Below are 19720 nucleotides of genomic sequence, written 5' to 3' on the forward strand. Positions count from 1 at the left end.
CTTTATGCAAATTACAGTGCTTGTGGATAATAATACTCTGATAGACAATTATTTTGAAGGTGAACCTGCTCTTTCCTTTTTTATCGAAGAAGAAGGAAAAAAAGTTCTTTTTGATACCGGTTATTCAGATTTGTTCCTGAAAAATGCTGCCCTAATGGAAATAGATCCTGAAATACTGGATTATGTAGTATTATCCCATGGACATCTGGATCATACTTGGGGATTGACCGAACTGATAAAGTACTACACAAACCGGGAATTTCAGGGAAAATCGACACACAATCCTGCACTTTTGTGCCATCCCCTTGCTCTGACACCTACTATTTTTGAAAATACAACCCATATTGGCAATATAATAAACGATGAGGTTTTCAAAAATTATTTTAATCTGAATTTAACAACAGAACCCTTCTGGATTACTAAAAATCTTGTTTTTCTGGGGGAAATCCCCCGAAAACTGAAATTTGAAACCACGGAGGCTATTGGAGAAAAGCAAAATCCCAACGGGGATGTCATACCTGACAAAATGTATGATGATTCGGCACTTGTGTGGTGCTCGGATGAAGGAATAATTATCATAACCGGCTGTTCACATTCGGGAATTTGCAATATAACTGAATATGCAAAACAGGTCTGTAAAAATGATACAATTATTGATATTATAGGTGGTTTTCACCTTTTATCTGCTTCTAGACAACAACTCCAGAAAACAGCAGAATATCTATACCAGAGAAATGTAAAAAACATCCACCCCTGCCATTGCACTGATCTTGAAGCAAAGATATTCCTTTCCAGATACTGCAATGTTAGAGAGGTGGGTGTCGGTTCAACTTTTAAGTTTTAACTTTTTCGTCTCACATCTGCACATATTAGAAGTAACTCGTCTATATATCGTAAAGTATATATGTACCAGTCGCATAGTCCAACCTGTCCAAAAATAGACAGATATTGCTATAATATAGAGGTGTGAATGGATGCAGCAACCTGAAAGAGAATACACAACAGCATGTAACCCAGCTATCGAAACAAATAGCAGCAGGTTTTATAATTTCAGTCTTTGTAGGGCTTGTAGCAGGGGTATATCCTGCCAAGAAGGCTGCAAAGATGAATCCGACAGATGCTTTAAGAAACGAATGAGGTGATGGAATGTTTGATTGGATAGCACTACCTTTCTTTAATGTTATCTTCTTTTTGGGGGTAGGATTACTCGCAACGGCATTCTGGATATGGATGCTTATAGATTGCATCACAAAGGAAACAGACCGAAGTAATGAGAGACTGATCTGGATAATAGTTATTGTGTTTACCCATTTACTGGGAGCCATACTATATTTTATCCTCAGGAAGAATAAACGCAACCGATAATAAAAATATAATACAGCAGGATTTGTGATGAGAAACATAAACAAATTGTTCAGTTCATTTTTTGGTGTGATTTTTCAACGCCAGACCTACCTGAACCTGCTTTATGTCATATTCACATTTCCGCTGGGTACCGCCTATTTCTTATTCCTGACATCTGGCCTGCTTGTAGGCTTAAGTTTTTCCATAATTATCATAGGACTACCAGTCCTTCTGCTGGTACTGGTGGCATGGTTGGAACTGGTAAATTTTGAAAGGGAACTGGCAACCAGATTGCTTGGTGTAGATATACCTCCGCTTTCCTATGAGGAAAAACCCCTTGTAAACTTCTGGAGTGACATTAAAAATCGGTTTGTAGATCCAACTGCCTGGAAGGGAATGATGTTTTTATTCATCAAATTTCCGTTCGGAATATTTACACTTATAATACTGGCTATCTGCTTTACCCTGACCCTTGGACTTATATTCGCACCGTTTACCACTATCTACTGGTCGTTAGGAAACTCAAAAATCCTGATAGACAGCTTGCCTGAGGCACTTCTAACCTCCATTCTGGGAATAATAATTGCAGTCTGTACACTTCACATAACCAATATCCTTGCGGCCATATCCGGCAGTCTTGCAAAAATTATGCTTGGAAAGAATAACAGTAGCGTTCATCCGGACACATTGGATGAACAAAAATCCTATTAAGAATCAATCGGCAAACTCGTGAATACGATCATAGAATTCAAGGACAAGCTGTGTCAATTCACTATCCATATTGAGACTGAAAGTACGTATCTGTTTTCCCAGGGGTTTCTCCTTAACAATACCTGTTTCTACAAGAGGTGCTATGACACGGGCAACACTCGAATGAGACAAGCCTGTCTCTTCTGCAATTCCTGAGAGATAGGTAGAGTCACCCTTATGGGATATCAGGTTTTTGAGAACTGTCATCTGTGCAGTCTTGCCGAATATCTTTTCAAGAACATCCATCCTGTTTACTTACAATATTATATTTTATAAGGTTTTCTAATTATGGTCAACTTATATCTCTAAATAACAGGTCTTCCATATATTTGGAAAGGCTTTAATAGCATAGACTATTTGATAGGAATACCGAGATTATTTAGTGGTCCTTATGCCCGAAAAAGAACTTGACGATAAGATACTCAGCCTTCTTGAAAAGAATCCGGCCCTTTCTGCAGTCGAACTGGCAGATGTACTGAAAATATCTGAAGAAGCAGTACAAACAAGACTTGAAGAGATGGGAGATTCCAGGCAAACCATCCTGATAATAGATGACGAGCCCGATGCCATAATTGCTGCAAAAAGAGCATTGCAGGCAGAAGGATATAATGTTATTGAGGCCTATAACGGGAAAACCGGTCTCGAAGCAATTGAGGAAAAAATACCAGACCTTATTCTTCTGGATGTCATGATGCCGGATATGGATGGTTTTGAAGTATGCAAACAACTGAAAGAAGATGAGCTGCATAACCACATCCCCATAATAATGCTTACTGCAAAAGGCGAAGTTGACGACCGGGTAGAAGGAATCGAGACAGGCGCAGACGATTATATTGCAAAACCCTTCAACCTGAGAGAACTGAAAGCCCGCATTCGAATGGTATTGCGACGGGCACAAAACTGACCATTCCCATGTTTTTCAGTAATCGGCGATATAACATAATAATCATAACTTTCATTGCCCTTCTTTTTATAGGTTCTGTTGTTTTTTTGGGGGCACGTTCAAACCTTGAAGTCCAGGAAATCTTTGAGGAACAATATACAGAACAACAGACCCTCAATGCAAAACAAATTTCATCGGGTGTCACAGCGTTTCTGAATGAGAAGATAGTGGCCCTGGAAGTAATAGCAGGTGCTGAAAATGGGGTTCCTGATGACTTCTATATGAGATCCTTCAAATCCCTGTACGAAAGGTCGCAGGGATTTTATGCTCTTGAGTATATCGATGAAAGCGGCACCATTGTCTCAGGTTATCCTGAAGATAGAACACCTCTGGGATATAACCTGTATGAAAACAACATGGAGCAAGCTTTCCAAAAAACAAAATCTATGGGCAGGACCTATATTACCGATCCTACATACACGTTTGAAGACGAACTTGCAATGTATGTGTGGGTTCCCGTGTATTCTGGAAATGATTTCAAAGGAACTGTCCTGGCAATAATACGTATCGAAGAAATCACAGAAAGGGTCATACAAAGTTATGATTCATCAGCCGGTTATGTCTACATTATCGATGATAGGGGAAAACTGCTGTATCACAGTGACAACCCAAACGAAACAGGAAAAAATTATTTCGACATTCTTAATGAGCCCGACCAGGACCGTCTTTACATACTTGGGGAACAGACAGAAGGAAAGAAGGTGGCGGTCGTTTTGAAGAACTTAATAAAAACAATGAACTGGAAGAAAAACTCGTATCATACGTACCAATAAAATGGTACAATCAGGTGTGGTCTGTAGGTGTTGTGACACCTGTTCCTTTCATAATTTCAATTGTGCGCTCCATATACCTGAAACAGGCAACCTTTATGTTAATAACGACATTTTCATTTTGTTCTTCACCTCATTGATATCATTGATCTTTTTCTCCTGGAATCGTAAACTAGAGGAAGAAGTACATAAAAAAACCGAACAACTTGAAAATTCCAACCAGCGCCTGCAAAAACTCAACCGCGTGAAGAATGAATTCCTATCCATGGTATCCCATGAATTGAAAACTCCTCTCACAGCCATGCGCACATCAAGTGAGTTCCTCCGGGAAGAAGACTGTGACAAAGAAACACAGGAAGAAATGCTTGACCTCATAATCCGCAATATAGACAGGCAATCCCGGATGGTTGATGACCTGCTTGATATTTCCCGCATTGAATCTGGCCGGATGGTTTTCAAAAAGGAAAAGATCAACCTCAAAGAAACCATTGATAATGCAATCCAGATGATGGAACCAATGGCAACAAAACATGGAATTGCCATTGAAAGAGAAGTGGATAATAATCCACAGGTCAAAGCAGACAAGGATAAACTGCTGAGAGTTTTTGTCAATTTACTCAACAATGCTATCAAATTCACAGCTGATAAAGGTAAAAACATAAAAATTAAAACTGAAGATACCAGAGATTTCGTGGAAATAAGTGTCATAGACAGAGGTATCGGTATACCCGAAAACGAACAGGAAAAAATATTTGAAAAATTCTATCAGGTAGACAGTACCTCCCGCCGCAAAGTGGGAGGTAGTGGCCTTGGGCTTGCAATTATCAAGGGAATAATAGAAGGCCAGGGTGGTTCTATAAGGGTGAAAAGTGAGCCCGGGGTTGGCAGCATATTTACATTTACATTGAGGAAGTGGGAAGAATGAAAAAAATAGTAATGATATGTGTAGTTCTGTTCCTGTTGACTGCAGGATGCCTACATGATTCAGAAGAACAACGTGCAAAGGAATATGCAGACCCCATTGCAAATCAGCTTATTAGAGGGATGCAACAGGATAATTACACGCTTTTTTCGGAAAAATTCACACCTACTATGAAAAAGGCCCTGCCTGAGGAAACCTTCTATGAAGTAAACGACATGTTGATGTCCACCGTAGGCAAACCTGTATCATTGGAATATCTCAAGGCTGTTGAAGGTGAAAGGTTTGTAACTATTGTTTATACCGTTACATTTGAAGACGGTTCTGAAGGACTTTTCAGTATAGCCTTAAAAGAAGAAAACGGGGAAACAAAGGTTGCCGGTGCCTGGATTGATTCCCCGAAATTGCGCCAGGAACAGGAAAATGTGACCCGTTAACGGGTCACTCATAACGTAGTGCATCCAGGGGGTTCATCATTGAAGCTTTCCAGGCGGGATATAATCCACCTATTAAACTGGTAACAATGCCAAAGAAAATACCTGCAATTATGTACAGGAAAGTAGTGGGGTCAAAAAAGTAGGTGACATCTTCCATTATAAAGTAAATCAGGGTTAAACTGCCCACTACAGTAACAATCCCACCTAACAGACTGGCAAAAATTCCCAGAATCAAGGCTTCCAGCAGGAACATGCGCAATACATCTGACCTGGAGGCACCCACAGCTTTCATGATACCAATCTCGCGGGTTCTCTCCATTGTTGACATGAGCATTACATTCAGTATACTTACCCCTGCAACGAGTAGAGAGATGGAACCGATACCCATCAGGAACATGGAAATTGACTGGAAAGCAGACTCTATCTGCTCATTAATAGAATTGGCAGCAAATATCTCTATTTTCTTTTCCCTTTTATTTAATGTATCTTCAAGTTCTGTTTTCACAGTGTCCACAAGAGCAATATCTTCCACAATTACGATCACCTGCCGATAATCCTCCTCAGCATCCGGATAAAGTTTACTGTACATGTCATGGGATACAAACACACCACTATCCGTACTGATGTCCACAGACATCCCTCGCTCCTTGAGTATCCCCACCACACGTAATCGAGTGTCTTCGATCTCTATCTTGCTTCCAACTTCCAGTTCCAGGTTGGAAGCTACAGAACTGCCCAGAACACAATCTGTGGAGCCTTCCTTAAAAAATCTCCCAGATTCCATGTCAACAAGGTGACGTAGGTTAGACTCCTTCATACGATACACGGTCCCATAACTGGTTTCATCCCTGTATTCCACTGCCTCACCTGAACTGCGATAGGGAATAATATGTTCTATACCGGCAATCCTTTCCATCCTGTTTACCTGGTCCTGCGTGACTGAGTCCTCTCCCATCGCAGGGTAGATCACAAGTTTATCACCTACATCACTGAACGATTCGGATACCGACAGTTTGAGAGTATTGCCCAGAATCCCCATGGAAGCAATTGCCATGACACCAATAATAATACCAATGGCAGCCAGTGCAGTGCGTACCTTCTGGCGCCTGAGGTTGCGCTCAGCAAGCTGGGCATACATATTACGACGTATACGTTTAATCAATTTCATCAACTACCTCCCCATCCTGCAGGTAGATTGTCGTGTTTGAATATTCGATTATCTTAGGATCATGGGTGACGACAATCAGTGTTTTTCCTTTCCTGTTCAGATCACTCAAAAGTTCCATAACACCTTTACCGGTTTTTGAGTCCAGATTACCGGTGGGTTCATCAGCAAGGATAATCGGAGGATCATTTGCAAGAGCTCTTGCAATTGCCACTCTTTGTTGCTGGCCGCCGGATAACTCGCCCGGCTTGTGAGTTGCATATTCGCGCCCAAGCTGTGCCAGTTCAAGCATCCTCAGGGCTTTTTTCCTGCGTTTTTTGGGGCTTAGGCGTTTGAAAATCATCGGTATTTCCACATTTTCCAGTGCCGTAAGAGTGGGTATCAGATTGTATTGCTGGAAAATAAAACCGATATTATCCCGGCGTATGTCTGTCAGGCCGTCATCGTTGAGCTTGGCAATATTTACACCATTGATATGGATAGTACCTTTTGTAGGTTTATCCAGGCAACCGATAAGATTCAACATCGTGGATTTGCCTGAACCCGAAGAACCCATGATGGCCAGGAAATCACCTTCCCTGACCTCAAATGAGACTCCTTTAAGAGCGTGTACCTTCGATGAACCCATACGATAGGTGCGTACCGCATTATTCACTTCAACTATAGAGGTCATCATCGTCTTCTCCTTCATCCTCCTCATTTGTGGATCTCTTCCAGGAACGATAGATTACAAAGCCAATCACAGCTAGCACAAGGACAAGGCGCCCCAGTAAGTAACAGGCATTTCCTCAGAAGTATCTGAAGAACTGTATTCAGAAGAAAATGAGATGGCAGACTCTTCCAGAGGGATATCATCGGTTACACTTGCATAGGCATTATTAGTATCCCTGAATTCAATAAGCACAGGAACCGAAGAAACATTTTCAGATTCAACTCTGGCTGAAAGCTCAAAAGTGCTGAAGTCGTCCTCTTCCAGTGTCCCGACAAAATAACTCGCATAGGGTTGAAGAGGGACAACTGAATCACTTCCCGTTATAGAAACAATTATATTTTTCGCCTGTGTCGTACCAAAATTATTGATATCCCCTGAAACACTGTAGCGTTCTCCCTGCCTGATAATCTCCAGATTTGTGAAGATCAGGGATGGGCGTTCTACTATATCAATACCAGAATTGGAAGATATACTTGTATGTTTGTTATCACCGTTGTAGTAATCAGTGGTAAAATAGACATCTTTTAAACCGGCATGGGAATCCATAGTGTTTAATGTGAAATTAGCAGTAGCTTTATCCCCGGCTTTTACTGTGCCGACAAACAGTTCTTCCGGTTTAATGGATAAACCTTCCCCGTGTGGTACTACTGTAACTCCTGTAACATCCCCGGAACCGGGATTTACTACATCCACTGAAACTTCACATATTTCATTGATAACTATACCGGGCAGATTATCAACTATCAATCGCACTTCGCGGTCATCAACCTTAACCGGAATCTTATAATTCAGATCCGACATATCGCTTCCCCCCACTACCTCAAGATTCAGGTAATGGGTACCGGCAGAAGCATTTTCATTCGCCTTTATGTTAAAGGTCAGAGACAGTGAATCTCCCGGCCCCAGGAGGCCCACATCCGTATATTTGGTACCGCCGGACAGCACATCCCCGTCACCTTTCAGGGTTGCACCGGCAAGATAGGCATTCATGTCAAAAGTTTCATCGTCTTCTTCCACATAGACTGCCCCATCTGCCATATTTTGCATTTCAAAGGTAACCGTCCCAATGTCGCCTGGAAGCAAGGCCTGTGGTTGTACACTGTAACTTACCGCTACTGTTGGACTTATTTCTGTATCGGCAGAAACTGTCGGTGAAAGAAAAAAGAAAAGAAGAAATAGAATAAATATTCCTTTTTTTCACACAATTCCTCCAATATAAGTAATGAGGGAATAGGTAATCAAAAGGCCTACAGGCAGTCCTACTGAGATCAGGGCCCCACGAAGGTTTAAGTTACGTGCATTCTTGAGACCAAAAATCCAGATATTGGCACTCCACAGTTGGAATATGATACCAACAAGTGTTGCAACCTGCATCATGGGATCATTGGCAAGCATCTGGGCCATCTGTGCGGGGTTTGCAGCAGTCGCCTGTAGAGAATCTGATATCTGGTTTATAACATACAGACCAAAGATAGAGTTCAATAGGGCCGGGATGTAACCATAGCCGACAAACTCAAGGCTGCGCTTAAATGAGCCTTCCCCGCCAAACAATGCTGACAGTCCATAGAATACCGCTGTGTAAATTGGCCACACTATGAGAACACCCAGAAAACCTCCCACGGCACCAAAAATTGCACCTGCACCTGAAAAACCTCCCCCAACAGCTGCGGATGATAAAATTGCCTTTGTCATAATATAACCTGAAATTGCTCCCATCAGGGCATTCAGGATTACTATAAGAGTAGGGGCTTTGAATTGTATTCTTTCTGTCATCCTTTCTTTGAAAAAACTGTCCGGGTTTGTAAGTACATTGATTATTTCGCTCAAAGAATCACCTCATGAAATTATTAAATTGAAATTTGCCAGATGAAGCGAAATACTTAGAGGGGGTAGTAAGGTGGCATCAATACGGATTGATGGTGCAGTAACCTTCATCTGGCAGCATAGAAAGAATAGACTATATAATTGATAAACCTTTCCATATTTAGACAAGTGTGAGTTGTAAACGTCGCTTGCTTTTATATGTAGTATTCATAGAAACCGTATTAGCTAAAATCACTTCTCCAATGAACCAATTATAAACAGCAGCATGAACCAGATTCATAACCGGCATAATGTATGAGAACTTAGTGCGCACGCAATCAGGAGAAATTATATTACCCGGAAAAAGAAAAAGTGATTACTTATATTAAAGTAATCAGTGTCGCCTGAGCAATCGGTGGTATACTTGCCGTCATAGCCGGTCCGGCGAAAACCCTGACAGCCATACCTTCTTCCAGATTTGTCACATCATAAAGTCCGCCGGCAGGATCCTGTATCACCGTCTCTTCAGATATCACGAATTTAATCCCCCTGCCATGTCCTGACCCCGTTATCTCCTGACTTTCAACCAGAATCATCGGGGATGAAGAATTGAGATTAATAGAAGATATAGTACCGTTAAATTCCAGAAGTTGCCCGGTAGTTCCAAGATTATCTTCGATTAATTCAACAGGTACTTCAACAACATTTTCGACACCCGAATATGGCACATCAACATGTTGGGTCGATAGGTAGTCGCCTCCTGAAATAACACCATCCCCATCAACATCCACATGTGCAGAGAGGGAATAAGTGTGACCCTCCCGAAGTGTTCTATAGCTGATTTCAAAAGGAATATCCGAATCAGTAATATTATTGCGGGAAACATTTTCAAGAGTTGTTTGACCGATTATAGTTGAAGGAGCGTCCGCAAGACTTACATCTTCAATTGTAATGTTAACAGTAACGTTGGAAAATGGTTCTTCCAGTGAGTCAAAGGTAACTGCTCCATCAAATGTATTTCCGGTTTCTTCTGAAATCACCACATTTTCATCGTAGTCACCGATACCTACATAATTTATGGTCACAAGACTGACAACCGCCAATACAATAACCAGAATAATACCTATAAGGACATTAATTGTTTTCATATTCATACCTCTTAATAGACAGATAGGGAGAGAAGATATATAGTTACCTTTAACTGCGAACCACTTTGAAGTCTAATGATATCGTTTTTAAAACCTGGATTAGTTGTGCAATCAAAATGCAAAACTTATATATTAAGCAGTAATGTGCCATGAACATAATATCTTCACATTTAAAAAACAAGGAATACAAAAATGAAAATTGAAGAAATAAACCAGATGGGAAAAGAATTGAAAGACCTGTTAAAACTCAAGAATTCGCCGGTAGCTGTTGCCCTTGTGCCAGACACTCATGAAGTACCTGAAGGTATCAATAAAATTGAAGAAAAAATGAGACACTGCCAGATGGTGGACAAAGTTCGCAAAGAGACAAGCGAATTCTATGCCCTGGTTGATGACCAGCAATGCAAAGGCGGTGCAGCTGTTATGGGACTGCAGGAAATGGCACCCAAACTTGCCAACGGGGATGTCTATTACAACCTGAACCGGTATAAAACAATCAACTCCGCAAGACGTACTATGCAACAGGTTCCCAGACTCAAAGCAGGGTCCACAAAAGCAGTATTATATGGTCCTCTGGACAAAGTGAGTTTCATTCCAGATGTGGTACTTGTTATCGATAAGCCAAAAAAGGCAATGCAACTCTCACAATCCCTTTTACATCGTTTCGGTGGTCGTGTTAATGCAAATTTTGCAGGAATCCAGAGTATGTGTGCTGACGGAGTAGTCCAGCCTTATAAAGATGGACACATAAGTGCATCTCTGGGATGTGGCGGAAGTCGAAAGTATGCCAATGTTGCAGAAGATGAAATGATAATCGGCATCCCTGTGGAAAGGCTGCATGATATGATAGAAGCAGCTCATGAGATGTTTGGCTGAAATCTTTGTACGTTTTTTATCTCTTGAATATGAGGTGACATCTATGCGCCATTAAATCACCTCATTTAAATTTGAATTAATAACAAATTTTAATTTTTTACCTTTCAGTTCTATTTGGTAGATTCATTCACAGTCGTTAACTATAAATATACGCAATTACACATCTATATGTGTAACAAATACATTACACATGTATGTAGCAAAAATGGTGATTGAAATGAAAAATAAAACAATTGTAGTGCTTGCAGGAACCATTCTTATCGGCATAATGCTGATAGGGACCGTTTCAGCTCGCTGGGCTAGTGGCGGATATGGAATGACCGACTACCGAGGAGCAGGTTATTACTGCAACTATGGCTATTATTCAGCTGAGGATGTAACATCAGTGATTACCGAAGATGAAGCAATCTCACTTTTTGAAGAAACTACAGGTATCGATGTAAACGATGAAAATGTCTATCAGATGGGACGCTGGTGGGTAATCAACTACGTTGATGAGGACGCTATAAAACAGGGACGCGTAGATTCAATAACAGAAGATGTAATCGAGGATTTTTCGGTCTATGCACCGCCGGTCTATGCACCGCCGGTCTATGCACCGCCGGTATTCTATGAATAACAACTACAGGTAACAGAGAGGAGCCGGTGGCTGCATGGGCTACCGTTAATCCTCCCTCTTCTTTTTATGTAGAGGTGACATGATAATATGATGTATGGAAATATGATGTATGGCACAGGGTTTTCGGTATGGGGAATTATACTAAACTTGCTTCTTATCCTGCTTGTAGTTGGTGCTGTTGTCGTGCTTTTAACACGCAGTGGTGCCATAAATTGTGAAAGCCAGAAAACAGCAGACATAGAACGTTTGAACAGGCTGGAAAGTGAAGTAAAGGATACCAAAAAAATGGTAGAAGAAATCAAGGATAAACTTGACGAAATATAATTTGGTTTAAACGTTAGTATAAAGGGTACAACCCATGCAAAAAAAACTCCAGGGAATTGTCAGCCTTGGCGAAGCTCTATCACATCCTCTGCGACTGAAACTCATATGCATGCTTGCAGACAGGGAATGGTACGTATATGAGCTTGCCAAAGAACTCGATGTTTCCAGACAGGTACTGTATCTTCACCTGAAACGTCTTGAGAAAGCCGATATCGTTGAAAGTGATCTTCGACTGGAAGAAGATGATATGCGTGCCAAGAAATTCTTTAAGTTAAAGGAATTTGATATAAAATTGGACGTTAAGGACCTAAAAGACATCTTTGAGACAGAAACAATCCCAAAAAAGAATTGATATTTATTCCTCATCGAGCCCTTTTGTACCGAATATATAATTGGCAACCCTTACAGCATCTCTATCTCCTGTTACTTTTTCCTCTGAATCAGTGAGTTTGACAACAGGAATACCATCGATTTTATGCAACTTGATCACAATATTCAGGGGAGGATTCTGCCGGAAAAACTCTGAGTTATTGGTCAGGCTTGTACCTATACCGAAACTGCATTTGATTTTATCCTTACAGTATTCCTGTATCCTGATTGCATCTTCGGCTTCGAGGGAATTACTGAATACTGCCATTTTCTGTGAAGGATCAATTCCAAGAGATTTGTAATGTTGAATTGCCTTGTCGATAAAAGTAAAAGGATCACCACTATCATGCCTGATACCATCATAAAGACGTGCCAGGCGACCATCAAAGTTGTTGAAAAAGGCGTCGCACCCATAGGTATCTGCAAGGGCAATCCCGAGCCTGCCATCATAAACTTTGACCCAGTTTTCAAAGGCAAATTTGTTGGCATTGCGCAAACCCACAAGGGCAGAATTACCCATAATCCATTCATGGCCTATCGTACCTATCGGCCGGGTTCCATATTTCATTGCAAGATAGACATTACTGGTACCCGCAAAACTTGTGGCTCGACTTAAGGTTTCCACGACTTTATCATGAAGTTCAAAACTGCGACGACGGCGAGTTCCGAATTCACTGAGTACACATCCGGCCTTACCAAGTTTGTCGGATACTTCCTTTATCATATCTCCATATTTGTCCAGAAGATCGGTCTTTGAAAGATAGTCATCAGCCCATTTATTTTCAATGGTCTCAAAATATAGTTCGGAAACTGTAGCCATGAGCACAATTTCCCAGAGAATGGTACTATGCCACGGCCCTCTGATACATATATCAAGATTATTGTCATCCGTCAGGGATATTTCAACCTCATCGGGATTAAAACGGTAATTCTGTAGATGGTCAAGATAGGTATGCTTGAAAAAAGGACAATTCTTTCCCAGCCAATGCCTTTCTTCATCCAGAAGGCGTAATTTGGGAATTTCTTCCCGGACTATATATTCAAGTTCTTCCTTGAACCGGGGATTGAAACGTTGGTCTCCACGGTTTATGAAGCGATATTCTGCCTGTGCTTCAGGAAAAAGCTCAAGTACTGCCATTTGCATGGTCAGCTTGTACATATCATTATCAAGTATTGACCGGATCACCGTATTGCCTTCAGATAATTGTAACATTTATTAGAGGAATAACAGCCCTTATGTATTGCATTACAACTATTTAATATAAATGCCTTCGATGTATTACATTGGCAATCGCCCGGAGAAGATAAAGTATGGAATAGGAAGGAGAAGAACTTGAGGGTGAAGGATTTGATGAATTACTTCGCTATACTTTTCCGGGTTATATTTTAGGTTTGATTGCCGGTATATTTCTTGATATGCAGGGATACCAGACCAATCCCTTTGGCCAGTGGATTGTAAGAACTCTTGCAGGTGAGGGAGAATCAATACTCGAAGGTTTGTATTCCATCAGGCAACATCTGGAAGGTGCAGCTGAATCAATGGCCCAGGCATACGGATGGGGTAAATTTTTTGGAATCGCAATCCCATGGATAATAGATGCTGCAAGCCGAATGGCAGGAGTTGATGTATATGGCATACAGGGATTCTATATTCCTTGTTTTTATGCCCTCAGTGATCAGATCGGTGCCAATATTTCCGGACTTGTGTATCTCAAACGAATCGAAGGTTCATGGTCTGCAGGAATAGAGCGATACCTACACCATCCTGTGATGCTTACCAGTATTGCTGTAATCCTGCTGGTGCCGTTGGGATTGCTTTCAGCCCGAATCCTCGGATTCAGCCCTACAACACAGACTTTCACCGCCTTTGAAACCATTGCAGCAAATCTCTGCTGGCTGCCTCCTGTTGTCGGATGGATGGTTCAAAAAGGCAAGTAAATCGCTCGAAGCATTCATATAACTTGTACTGTTCTGTTGCATAAAAAGACAAACTGCAACGGAAACTGAAAAACTATGGCCAAACATCCTGAAAAAATTACTCCCCCGGAAATACTGTCGCCTGTAGGAAATTATGATGCACTGCTGGGTGCTATCAAGGGAGGAACTGATGCTGTTTATCTGGGAGTTGGTGAATTCAATGCCCGCCAGGGTGCATCCAATTTTACACCCGAAGAGATGGAAAATGCAATAGATCTTGCCCATCTGCATGGAATCTCAGTATATCTGGCATTCAATGTACCGGTGAAAGAAACGGAACTCCAGGATGCGATTGATGTCATAGACCGCGCCTATGCAGCAGGAATTGACGCGGTTATTATGAGAGATTTCGGATTTATAGACCTGATCAAAAAGAACTATCCTGACCTGCCCATACATGGGAGCACCCAGCTCAATACCAATAACACTGAAACTGTCAAATTTCTGGAAAAACTTGGCCTCTCAAGAATAATCGTAGCAAGAGAACTTGACACTGCAGAATTGAAACACATCATTGACAGCACCGATATGGATATCGAGATATTTGCCCATGGCGCTCTTTGTTATTCTTACTCTGGGCAGTGTCTCTTTAGCAGCTTTGCTGCCAGCAGGAGCGCAAACCGGGGAGCTTGTGCCCAGCCTTGCAGATGGAAATTCGACCTGTTTATCAACGGCAAGAACATGAACCATCATATTGGCGGTGTATCCCCCATAAGTTGTGCTGAACTCTGCACTCTGCCAGGTTTGGATGAACTCATCAACACAGGCATCAAAAGTCTCAAAATAGAAGGGCGTATGAAAAGAGCTGAGTATGTGACCGCCAGTTCTGAAATATACAAAGAGGCTGCAGAGATAACCTGCCATGATAAAAAACCCGATCCCAACTGGTTGCAGGAAAGAGAAAATGACCTGGCAAAACTATTTTACAGGGGTTTTACCCGGGGTTTTGTACTGGGTGACAGGAACGTGACCCACCCCGAATACAGTTCCAGTTATGGGGCTTTCCTGGGTAAGACACGCCGGGTAAAACGAAGTAAAAACGCTGCGTCCATTAAGGTCAAATTAAACCAGACACTTGAAGTCAATGATGGGATAAGCATCCATACCAGGCAACGGATGCTTGGATCAAAGGTTGAGAAACTCACAGTTGACGGCGGGGAAGTTGAGGTAGCAGAAAAAGGGAGTATTCCCTACATACATATCAGTCCTAAAACCGTAAAATCTGTAAAGACCGGGGATGATGTATACCTGAATACAGACGTATCCCTTCTGGAAGAAATGGGTGAAAGGAATGTAAAAAAGGTACCCGTGAATTTCCATATACGTGCAAATATCGGCAGGCGACTGGAAATTACTGCTTCTGCAGGAGATATAGAGGTGCTTCATGTATCCGATTATCTTGTACAGGAGCCAAAAAAAGCCCCTACTTCTGTAGAACAGATTACCGATATAATAAAAAGACTGGGAGATACTCCCTATATAGCAGATGAAATTGAGTTGAAAGGCCAGGAAGATATCTTTATCCCCCTCGGGGAACTCACACGGGCCCGTCGCAGCGTGGTGGAAATACTTCAGGAGAAGCAACTGGAAATCTTCCACCGCCAGCCTAAAAACCCAGAATTACCAGCATCCAGACACAAACCCGAAGACAAAATTCCAGATAAATTACTCCTATCTGTAGAAGTAGCAGATATAGAGGGAGCAAAAGCTGCTGCTTACAGCGGAGCAGACATCATATATAGCCCAGCGGATCTATTCGACAAAGTCGAGAATGATAAAGACCTCGCTCAAAAAATTAAAATGAATAATATTGAAATAGTATTCACATTGCCTGCTATTATTCATGAGAATGAACTCGAAGAATGGAAAGATATCCTTGAAAAAATAAAAACAAGAGGATATACTATCGGCTGTAGTGAGCCTGGAATACTTCGTTTGGCACACCAAATGGAAATTAAATGTGTTGCACTGAAAAATTTCACTATTTTTAATTCCCTAACTACAAATGTGTTACAGGCAAATGGTGCATCCCGTGTAGTCCTTTCCCCGGAACTTACCCTTGAAGAAATAACGGATGTTGTGACGGGTTCAGATAAAAATATCCAATTTGAGGCTATAGCATACGGCAGGCAGCAATTACTTGTTACCGAACATGACCTGCTCAAACCTATTGTGGATAAAGGCTTCTATGATGAAGATAGTAATGCTTTCCTGCAGCACAAAAAAACAGACAGGTACCCCGTTAAAAGGTGGAGAAACAGAACTGTGATCTATGATTCCCATGTCATCAATATGTTGAATAATATAGATGACATGAAGAATACCGGTATAGATGTTCTTCGTTTAGAATTTCCACAGGAAAGTCATCGGAAAGTAGCAATTGTCGTCTCTGAATTTAGGAAAATTCTGGACGGAACAAGTAAAAAAAATATTCCGGACTCAAAGGTATATTCCAGAGGACTTTATTACTCAGGCATATGAAGTGTTTCAACATAATTTGAAATGGATAGGTATTTATACCAGCATTTCAAATAATACTGAAATAGAGGTTGCACAATGCCTGACCAATCATTAATTTATCATCTTGCTATTGTAGGACTGGAATCTGTCCAGGAATATCTGGCACTACATGTACTGCTATGCCTGATACCGGCCTTTTTCCTGGCCGGAGCTATAGCATCCCTCTTTTCCAAAGAATCTGTACTAAGATTTTTTGGTAATGAGACCTCAAAATACATTTCCTACCCCGTTGCTGCAGTTTCCGGCTGCCTGCTTGCAGTATGCAGCTGTACTGTACTGCCGCTTTTTGCAGGAATCTATCGCAGGGGTGCAGGAATCGGGCCTGCAACTACCTTCCTGTTTGCGGCACCGGCAATAAATATCCTGGCAATAGTCTACACAGCAAAAATCCTGGGGTATGACCTGGGAGTTGCAAGAGCTGTAATTGCAATCCTTCTGTCAATTGCTATTGGACTTACAATGGCGGCCGTATTCGAACACCACAGGGAAAAAAAGGAAGGAATCAAGACTTTGGCGGAGAAAAACATGCTCACAGTGCATATCTTTTCCTCCTTCTTCTGGCAATCCTCGTCGTTCCGGAGATACTCACAGAATGGGTACCCCTGCTAGCCGTGGAAACTATGCTTGTTTTGTTAACAGTATTTCTTTCATTCAACTGGTTCAGTAAAGATGAATTGAAAGACTGGACGGCAGAGACATGGTTCCTGGTTAAACAAATTACACCTCTCCTTTTGTTTGGTGTTTTCTTTGCAGGTATTATGGTGGAACTGCTCCCGGCAGAATATGTGGCTGCTGTGGTTGGAGGAGCATCATTCGGTGCAAGTTTCATAGCATCGGTTGCCGCAGCATTGATGTATTTCTCAACCCTGACAGAAGTACCTATAATCAGCGCCCTTACAGAACTTGGAATGGGAAGAGGTCCTGCCCTGGCAATGTTGCTTGCAGGCCCCGCACTGAGTCTTCCGAATATGATCGTTATCAGTCGGATAATGGGAGTGAAAAAAGCTTCCCTTTACATAGCTTTGGTAGTAACAGTTGCATCAATCGCCGGCCTTATATTCGGTCTTTATTTTGTATAAAGAGGTAAAACATGAAACTACTCGTGATTTCAGATATACATGGGAATATGGAAGCCCTGGAAACTGCAATGGAAATTCCCCATGATGAGGTTATCTGTCTGGGGGACCTGGTTGATTATGGGCCCTCACCTGCAGAAGTAATAGATTTCATGATGGAAAACAATATTCCCGTTATAAAGGGAAACCATAATAATGCAGTTGCAACAGGAATTGATTGTGGCTGCAGTTATGAAATCAAGCATCTTTCAATTGCCACCAGGGATTACACAAAAGACCAGCTGGATGATAGACAGATGGATTTCCTGAAGAACCTTCCTGTAAAAATCGAAAAGGAATACAGGGGAGGTAAGGTATTATTTACACATGGAAGTCCCAGATCCTTTTATGAATATATAAAACCGCAGACACCTGATGCAGAAGTACAGGAAATGCTGGAAGGAGTTGAAGCGAATCTGCTGGTGGTCGGCCATTCCCACATTCCAATGACAAGGAATGTTGGAAATATGACCATTGTCAATCCCGGATCAGCAGGACAGCCACGTGATGGCATTCCCCGCGCATCCTGTGCGGTGTTGGATACCGATTCAATGGAATTCAAAGTATACAGACTGGAATACGATATGGATAGCGTAGTGGACAAAATAAGAGAAAGGATGCCCCACTGTGATGAACTTATATCAATACTGGAAAATGCAGGCGTAAACAAAAAAGAAAACTAACTAATAGGAAAAATTACAGGAGGAAACCAAATGAAAATAGAAATCCTTGGAACCGGATGTGCAAAGTGTAAGAAGACCCTTGAGGTAGTCGAGAGGGCAGTAAAGGACGCCGGAATTAAAGCCGAGATCACAAAAGTTGAAGATATAAACAGTATTATGGATTACGGTGTAATGATAACACCCGGTGTTGTGGTCGATGGCGATGTAAAGATTGCGGGCAAGATTCCTTCAGTCGATGACGTAAAGGAATGGATACAATAACCAGAGGGAAAATATGACCGATAATAAATGTTGTTGTTCCTCAGTAGTAGGAATATTCCCCTGTTCGGGAGGTTCCAACGTAGGCCAACTGGCAAACCAGGCAGCAATAGAAATGACCAAAAATGGCAAGGGAAATATGATGTGTACAGTGGGCATCGGTGGCCGTATTGCAAGGCCTTATGAAATCAGCAGAAGGAGCTGATAAGGTCGTGGCTATTGATGGCTGCCCGCTAAACTGTGCAAAGAAAACCCTGGAAAATGCCGGGATCTATGTAAATGAACATGTAATCATAACCGAACTTGGCATCAAGAAGAACAAGGATCTGGATCTCAAACAGGAACAGGTCAATGAAGTTCTTGAAAAGATCAATCTTTAAAGTCTAAAAGTATATTCTAATTTAATGGAAGGGGATAAACCTTCCATGTTTTTTGCTCAGGCACGATCCATCTTACGATAACCTTCAACAAGATCCAGGTTCACACTGGAAACTTTGTGCTTAAAATCCATTAGGCCCTGATCGACCAATGGCAATTCTGTGACATCTTTTTCGCTCAGTACAGTGCGGCCTACAGGCACACTTTTGGATGCCGGTAGACTGACGCCCTGGACCGTAGCATTATGAAGTACCACCACATCATCTTCAAGGACACTGTCAAATACTACCGCACCAAAACCTATGAAACATCTTTTACCCAACTGGCACGGTCCATGCACGATACACCCATGAGCCAGTGAGGTAGCTTCAGCGATAAATACTTTCGATCCTTCAACCCCATGAAGAACTACATTGTCCTGAATATTACATCCTTTTTCGATAACAATAGATGCACCCGGTTCATCTGCCCTTATTACAGCATTTGGTGCTACAAGGACATCTGCTTCGATCTTTACATTTCCCATTACAACGGCACTGTCAGCAATCCAGGCACTATCATCAATTTGTGGTTTGTCTCCCGCTGGGTTTTTCATGATTATTTCTCCTGT

General features: G+C 41.7%; 27 protein-coding genes and 1 pseudogene. 20 read left to right on the forward strand and 8 right to left on the reverse strand.

Translation table 11 applies throughout. The features are described from left to right. Positions 1–4: 4 nt before the first annotated feature. The 4 genes and pseudogenes from C9889_RS00685 (at position 5) to C9889_RS00695 (ending at position 2055) form a co-directional block, all read left to right on the forward strand. The gene (locus C9889_RS00685) at positions 5–844 is read left to right on the forward strand and encodes an MBL fold metallo-hydrolase (RefSeq protein ID WP_129596414.1); all 840 of its coding nucleotides are present in this window, start codon (positions 5–7) and stop codon (positions 842–844) included. Positions 845–1029: 185 nt separating this feature from the next. Then, positions 1030–1137 (forward strand): annotated as a pseudogene (locus tag C9889_RS11370) (ABC transporter permease); the annotation flags it as partial. Positions 1138–1146: 9 nt separating this feature from the next. Then, positions 1147–1365: a PLD nuclease N-terminal domain-containing protein gene (locus tag C9889_RS10640; protein ID WP_129596416.1), complete on the forward strand. Its 219-nt coding sequence runs from the start codon at positions 1147–1149 to the stop codon at positions 1363–1365. Between the two features lie 27 nt (positions 1366–1392). Beyond that, positions 1393–2055, forward strand: coding sequence for a sensor domain-containing protein (locus C9889_RS00695; RefSeq protein ID WP_129596418.1), 663 nt, complete (start codon positions 1393–1395; stop codon positions 2053–2055). A gap of 3 nt (positions 2056–2058) precedes the next feature. Here the strand turns inward: C9889_RS00695 and C9889_RS00700 are convergent, their stop codons facing one another. Further along, positions 2059–2340 carry a MarR family transcriptional regulator gene (locus tag C9889_RS00700; protein WP_129596420.1) on the reverse strand — a complete coding sequence of 94 codons (282 nt, stop codon included), beginning with the start codon at positions 2338–2340 and terminating at the stop codon, positions 2059–2061. Positions 2341–2485: 145 nt separating this feature from the next. On the opposite strand from C9889_RS00700, the gene C9889_RS00705 reads away from it, so the two are divergent. The 4 genes from C9889_RS00705 (at position 2486) to C9889_RS00715 (ending at position 5163) form a co-directional block, all read left to right on the forward strand. Next, positions 2486–2998 (forward strand): response regulator, encoded by a 513-nt coding sequence (locus tag C9889_RS00705; RefSeq protein WP_129596422.1) that lies wholly within the window; start codon positions 2486–2488, stop codon positions 2996–2998. 8 nt (positions 2999–3006) lie between these two features. Next, entirely contained in the window at positions 3007–3810 is an 804-nt protein-coding gene (locus tag C9889_RS10205) for a PDC sensor domain-containing protein (RefSeq protein ID WP_225419918.1), read from the forward strand. A 133-nt stretch (positions 3811–3943) separates the two neighbouring features. Beyond that, on the forward strand, positions 3944–4732 hold the full coding sequence (locus C9889_RS10210) for a sensor histidine kinase (RefSeq protein WP_225419919.1): 789 nt from the start codon (positions 3944–3946) through the stop codon (positions 4730–4732). Further along, positions 4729–5163 (forward strand): DUF3887 domain-containing protein, encoded by a 435-nt coding sequence (locus C9889_RS00715; RefSeq protein WP_129596425.1) that lies wholly within the window; start codon positions 4729–4731, stop codon positions 5161–5163. Before C9889_RS10210 ends, C9889_RS00715 begins: the two co-directional genes overlap by 4 nt. A 4-nt stretch (positions 5164–5167) precedes the next feature. Here the strand turns inward: C9889_RS00715 and C9889_RS00720 are convergent, their stop codons facing one another. The 5 genes from C9889_RS00720 to C9889_RS00740 all read right to left on the reverse strand — a co-directional run bounded on the left by C9889_RS00720 (position 5168) and on the right by C9889_RS00740 (position 9991). Further along, on the reverse strand, positions 5168–6331 hold the full coding sequence (locus tag C9889_RS00720) for an ABC transporter permease (RefSeq protein WP_129596427.1): 1164 nt from the start codon (positions 6329–6331) through the stop codon (positions 5168–5170). After that, positions 6318–7028 carry an ABC transporter ATP-binding protein gene (locus C9889_RS00725; protein WP_225419920.1) on the reverse strand — a complete coding sequence of 237 codons (711 nt, stop codon included), beginning with the start codon at positions 7026–7028 and terminating at the stop codon, positions 6318–6320. The genes C9889_RS00720 and C9889_RS00725 overlap by 14 nt, the downstream gene beginning before the upstream one ends. 45 nt (positions 7029–7073) lie before the next feature. Beyond that, positions 7074–8078 carry a COG1361 S-layer family protein gene (locus tag C9889_RS00730; protein WP_129596429.1) on the reverse strand — a complete coding sequence of 335 codons (1005 nt, stop codon included), beginning with the start codon at positions 8076–8078 and terminating at the stop codon, positions 7074–7076. A gap of 159 nt (positions 8079–8237) precedes the next feature. Beyond that, on the reverse strand, positions 8238–8867 hold the full coding sequence (locus C9889_RS00735; RefSeq protein WP_129596431.1) for a YIP1 family protein: 630 nt from the start codon (positions 8865–8867) through the stop codon (positions 8238–8240). A 356-nt stretch (positions 8868–9223) separates the two neighbouring features. Next, positions 9224–9991, reverse strand: coding sequence for a YbaY family lipoprotein (locus C9889_RS00740; RefSeq protein WP_164999236.1), 768 nt, complete (start codon positions 9989–9991; stop codon positions 9224–9226). A gap of 192 nt (positions 9992–10183) precedes the next feature. On the opposite strand from C9889_RS00740, the gene C9889_RS00745 reads away from it, so the two are divergent. From C9889_RS00745 to C9889_RS00760, 4 genes are all read left to right on the forward strand, one after another. Then, positions 10184–10867: a DUF169 domain-containing protein gene (locus C9889_RS00745; RefSeq protein WP_129596435.1), complete on the forward strand. Its 684-nt coding sequence runs from the start codon at positions 10184–10186 to the stop codon at positions 10865–10867. 217 nt (positions 10868–11084) lie between these two features. Beyond that, positions 11085–11486, forward strand: coding sequence for a hypothetical protein (locus tag C9889_RS00750; RefSeq protein ID WP_129596437.1), 402 nt, complete (start codon positions 11085–11087; stop codon positions 11484–11486). Positions 11487–11573: 87 nt separating this feature from the next. Then, positions 11574–11810, forward strand: a complete 237-nt coding sequence (locus tag C9889_RS00755; RefSeq protein WP_225419921.1) for a hypothetical protein — start codon at positions 11574–11576, stop codon at positions 11808–11810. 34 nt (positions 11811–11844) lie between these two features. Further along, positions 11845–12162, forward strand: a complete 318-nt coding sequence (locus C9889_RS00760; protein ID WP_129596439.1) for an ArsR/SmtB family transcription factor — start codon at positions 11845–11847, stop codon at positions 12160–12162. Positions 12163–12165: 3 nt separating this feature from the next. On the opposite strand, the gene pncB is transcribed toward C9889_RS00760, so the two are convergent. Further along, complete coding sequence (pncB, locus tag C9889_RS00765) at positions 12166–13392, reverse strand: nicotinate phosphoribosyltransferase (RefSeq protein ID WP_129596441.1); 1227 nt, start codon at positions 13390–13392, stop codon at positions 12166–12168. Positions 13393–13595: 203 nt separating this feature from the next. Between pncB and C9889_RS00770 the strand changes: the two genes are divergently transcribed. The 8 genes from C9889_RS00770 to C9889_RS10940 all read left to right on the forward strand — a co-directional run bounded on the left by C9889_RS00770 (position 13596) and on the right by C9889_RS10940 (position 19112). Then, complete coding sequence (locus C9889_RS00770) at positions 13596–14117, forward strand: hypothetical protein (RefSeq protein WP_225419922.1); 522 nt, start codon at positions 13596–13598, stop codon at positions 14115–14117. A gap of 75 nt (positions 14118–14192) precedes the next feature. After that, positions 14193–16637, forward strand: a complete 2445-nt coding sequence (locus C9889_RS00775) for a DUF3656 domain-containing U32 family peptidase (RefSeq protein ID WP_129596443.1) — start codon at positions 14193–14195, stop codon at positions 16635–16637. A 75-nt stretch (positions 16638–16712) separates the two neighbouring features. After that, positions 16713–17285: a permease gene (locus C9889_RS10645; RefSeq protein WP_263853954.1), complete on the forward strand. Its 573-nt coding sequence runs from the start codon at positions 16713–16715 to the stop codon at positions 17283–17285. Positions 17286–17296: 11 nt separating this feature from the next. Further along, positions 17297–17755, forward strand: coding sequence for a permease (locus C9889_RS10650; RefSeq protein ID WP_263853955.1), 459 nt, complete (start codon positions 17297–17299; stop codon positions 17753–17755). Positions 17756–17766: 11 nt separating this feature from the next. Beyond that, a complete protein-coding gene (locus C9889_RS00785; RefSeq protein ID WP_129596446.1) occupies positions 17767–18474 on the forward strand; it encodes a metallophosphoesterase family protein in 708 nt (235 codons plus the stop codon). Positions 18475–18504: 30 nt separating this feature from the next. Beyond that, positions 18505–18735 carry a thioredoxin family protein gene (locus C9889_RS00790; RefSeq protein ID WP_129596448.1) on the forward strand — a complete coding sequence of 77 codons (231 nt, stop codon included), beginning with the start codon at positions 18505–18507 and terminating at the stop codon, positions 18733–18735. 13 nt (positions 18736–18748) lie between these two features. Beyond that, entirely contained in the window at positions 18749–18937 is a 189-nt protein-coding gene (locus C9889_RS10935) for a putative zinc-binding protein (RefSeq protein ID WP_318531456.1), read from the forward strand. Continuing rightward, entirely contained in the window at positions 18915–19112 is a 198-nt protein-coding gene (locus C9889_RS10940) for a putative zinc-binding protein (protein ID WP_318531457.1), read from the forward strand. The genes C9889_RS10935 and C9889_RS10940 overlap by 23 nt, the downstream gene beginning before the upstream one ends. 56 nt (positions 19113–19168) lie before the next feature. Here the strand turns inward: C9889_RS10940 and C9889_RS00800 are convergent, their stop codons facing one another. Then, positions 19169–19705: an LbetaH domain-containing protein gene (locus tag C9889_RS00800; RefSeq protein ID WP_129596450.1), complete on the reverse strand. Its 537-nt coding sequence runs from the start codon at positions 19703–19705 to the stop codon at positions 19169–19171. Between the last annotated feature and the right edge of the window lie 15 nt (positions 19706–19720).

Source organism: Methanohalophilus profundi, from assembly GCF_004137855.1.
GTDB lineage: Archaea > Halobacteriota > Methanosarcinia > Methanosarcinales > Methanosarcinaceae > Methanohalophilus > Methanohalophilus profundi.

Excerpts from the sequence above, each read along its gene's own strand:
- C9889_RS00755 (WP_225419921.1), top strand. The coding sequence starts at position 11,574 with ATGATGTATGGAAATATGATGTATGGCACAGGGTTTTCGGTATGGGGA.
- C9889_RS10645 (WP_263853954.1), top strand. The coding sequence starts at position 16,713 with ATGCCTGACCAATCATTAATTTATCATCTTGCTATTGTAGGACTGGAA.
- C9889_RS10650 (WP_263853955.1), top strand. The coding sequence starts at position 17,297 with ATGCTTGTTTTGTTAACAGTATTTCTTTCATTCAACTGGTTCAGTAAA.
- C9889_RS00705 (WP_129596422.1), top strand. The coding sequence starts at position 2,486 with ATGCCCGAAAAAGAACTTGACGATAAGATACTCAGCCTTCTTGAAAAG.
- C9889_RS00720 (WP_129596427.1), bottom strand. The coding sequence starts at position 6,331 with ATGAAATTGATTAAACGTATACGTCGTAATATGTATGCCCAGCTTGCT.
- C9889_RS00730 (WP_129596429.1), bottom strand. The coding sequence starts at position 8,078 with ATGGCAGATGGGGCAGTCTATGTGGAAGAAGACGATGAAACTTTTGAC.
- C9889_RS10940 (WP_318531457.1), top strand. The coding sequence starts at position 18,915 with ATGAAATCAGCAGAAGGAGCTGATAAGGTCGTGGCTATTGATGGCTGC.
- C9889_RS10205 (WP_225419918.1), top strand. The coding sequence starts at position 3,007 with ATGTTTTTCAGTAATCGGCGATATAACATAATAATCATAACTTTCATT.
- C9889_RS00715 (WP_129596425.1), top strand. The coding sequence starts at position 4,729 with ATGAAAAAAATAGTAATGATATGTGTAGTTCTGTTCCTGTTGACTGCA.
- C9889_RS00750 (WP_129596437.1), top strand. The coding sequence starts at position 11,085 with ATGAAAAATAAAACAATTGTAGTGCTTGCAGGAACCATTCTTATCGGC.
- C9889_RS00700 (WP_129596420.1), bottom strand. The coding sequence starts at position 2,340 with ATGGATGTTCTTGAAAAGATATTCGGCAAGACTGCACAGATGACAGTT.
- pncB (WP_129596441.1), bottom strand. The coding sequence starts at position 13,392 with ATGTTACAATTATCTGAAGGCAATACGGTGATCCGGTCAATACTTGAT.
- C9889_RS00800 (WP_129596450.1), bottom strand. The coding sequence starts at position 19,705 with ATGAAAAACCCAGCGGGAGACAAACCACAAATTGATGATAGTGCCTGG.
- C9889_RS00760 (WP_129596439.1), top strand. The coding sequence starts at position 11,845 with ATGCAAAAAAAACTCCAGGGAATTGTCAGCCTTGGCGAAGCTCTATCA.
- C9889_RS00725 (WP_225419920.1), bottom strand. The coding sequence starts at position 7,028 with ATGAGGAGGATGAAGGAGAAGACGATGATGACCTCTATAGTTGAAGTG.
- C9889_RS00695 (WP_129596418.1), top strand. The coding sequence starts at position 1,393 with ATGAGAAACATAAACAAATTGTTCAGTTCATTTTTTGGTGTGATTTTT.
- C9889_RS00745 (WP_129596435.1), top strand. The coding sequence starts at position 10,184 with ATGAAAATTGAAGAAATAAACCAGATGGGAAAAGAATTGAAAGACCTG.
- C9889_RS00775 (WP_129596443.1), top strand. The coding sequence starts at position 14,193 with ATGGCCAAACATCCTGAAAAAATTACTCCCCCGGAAATACTGTCGCCT.
- C9889_RS10935 (WP_318531456.1), top strand. The coding sequence starts at position 18,749 with ATGACCGATAATAAATGTTGTTGTTCCTCAGTAGTAGGAATATTCCCC.
- C9889_RS00685 (WP_129596414.1), top strand. The coding sequence starts at position 5 with ATGCAAATTACAGTGCTTGTGGATAATAATACTCTGATAGACAATTAT.
- C9889_RS00740 (WP_164999236.1), bottom strand. The coding sequence starts at position 9,991 with ATGAAAACAATTAATGTCCTTATAGGTATTATTCTGGTTATTGTATTG.
- C9889_RS10640 (WP_129596416.1), top strand. The coding sequence starts at position 1,147 with ATGTTTGATTGGATAGCACTACCTTTCTTTAATGTTATCTTCTTTTTG.
- C9889_RS00785 (WP_129596446.1), top strand. The coding sequence starts at position 17,767 with ATGAAACTACTCGTGATTTCAGATATACATGGGAATATGGAAGCCCTG.
- C9889_RS00790 (WP_129596448.1), top strand. The coding sequence starts at position 18,505 with ATGAAAATAGAAATCCTTGGAACCGGATGTGCAAAGTGTAAGAAGACC.
- C9889_RS00770 (WP_225419922.1), top strand. The coding sequence starts at position 13,596 with ATGCAGGGATACCAGACCAATCCCTTTGGCCAGTGGATTGTAAGAACT.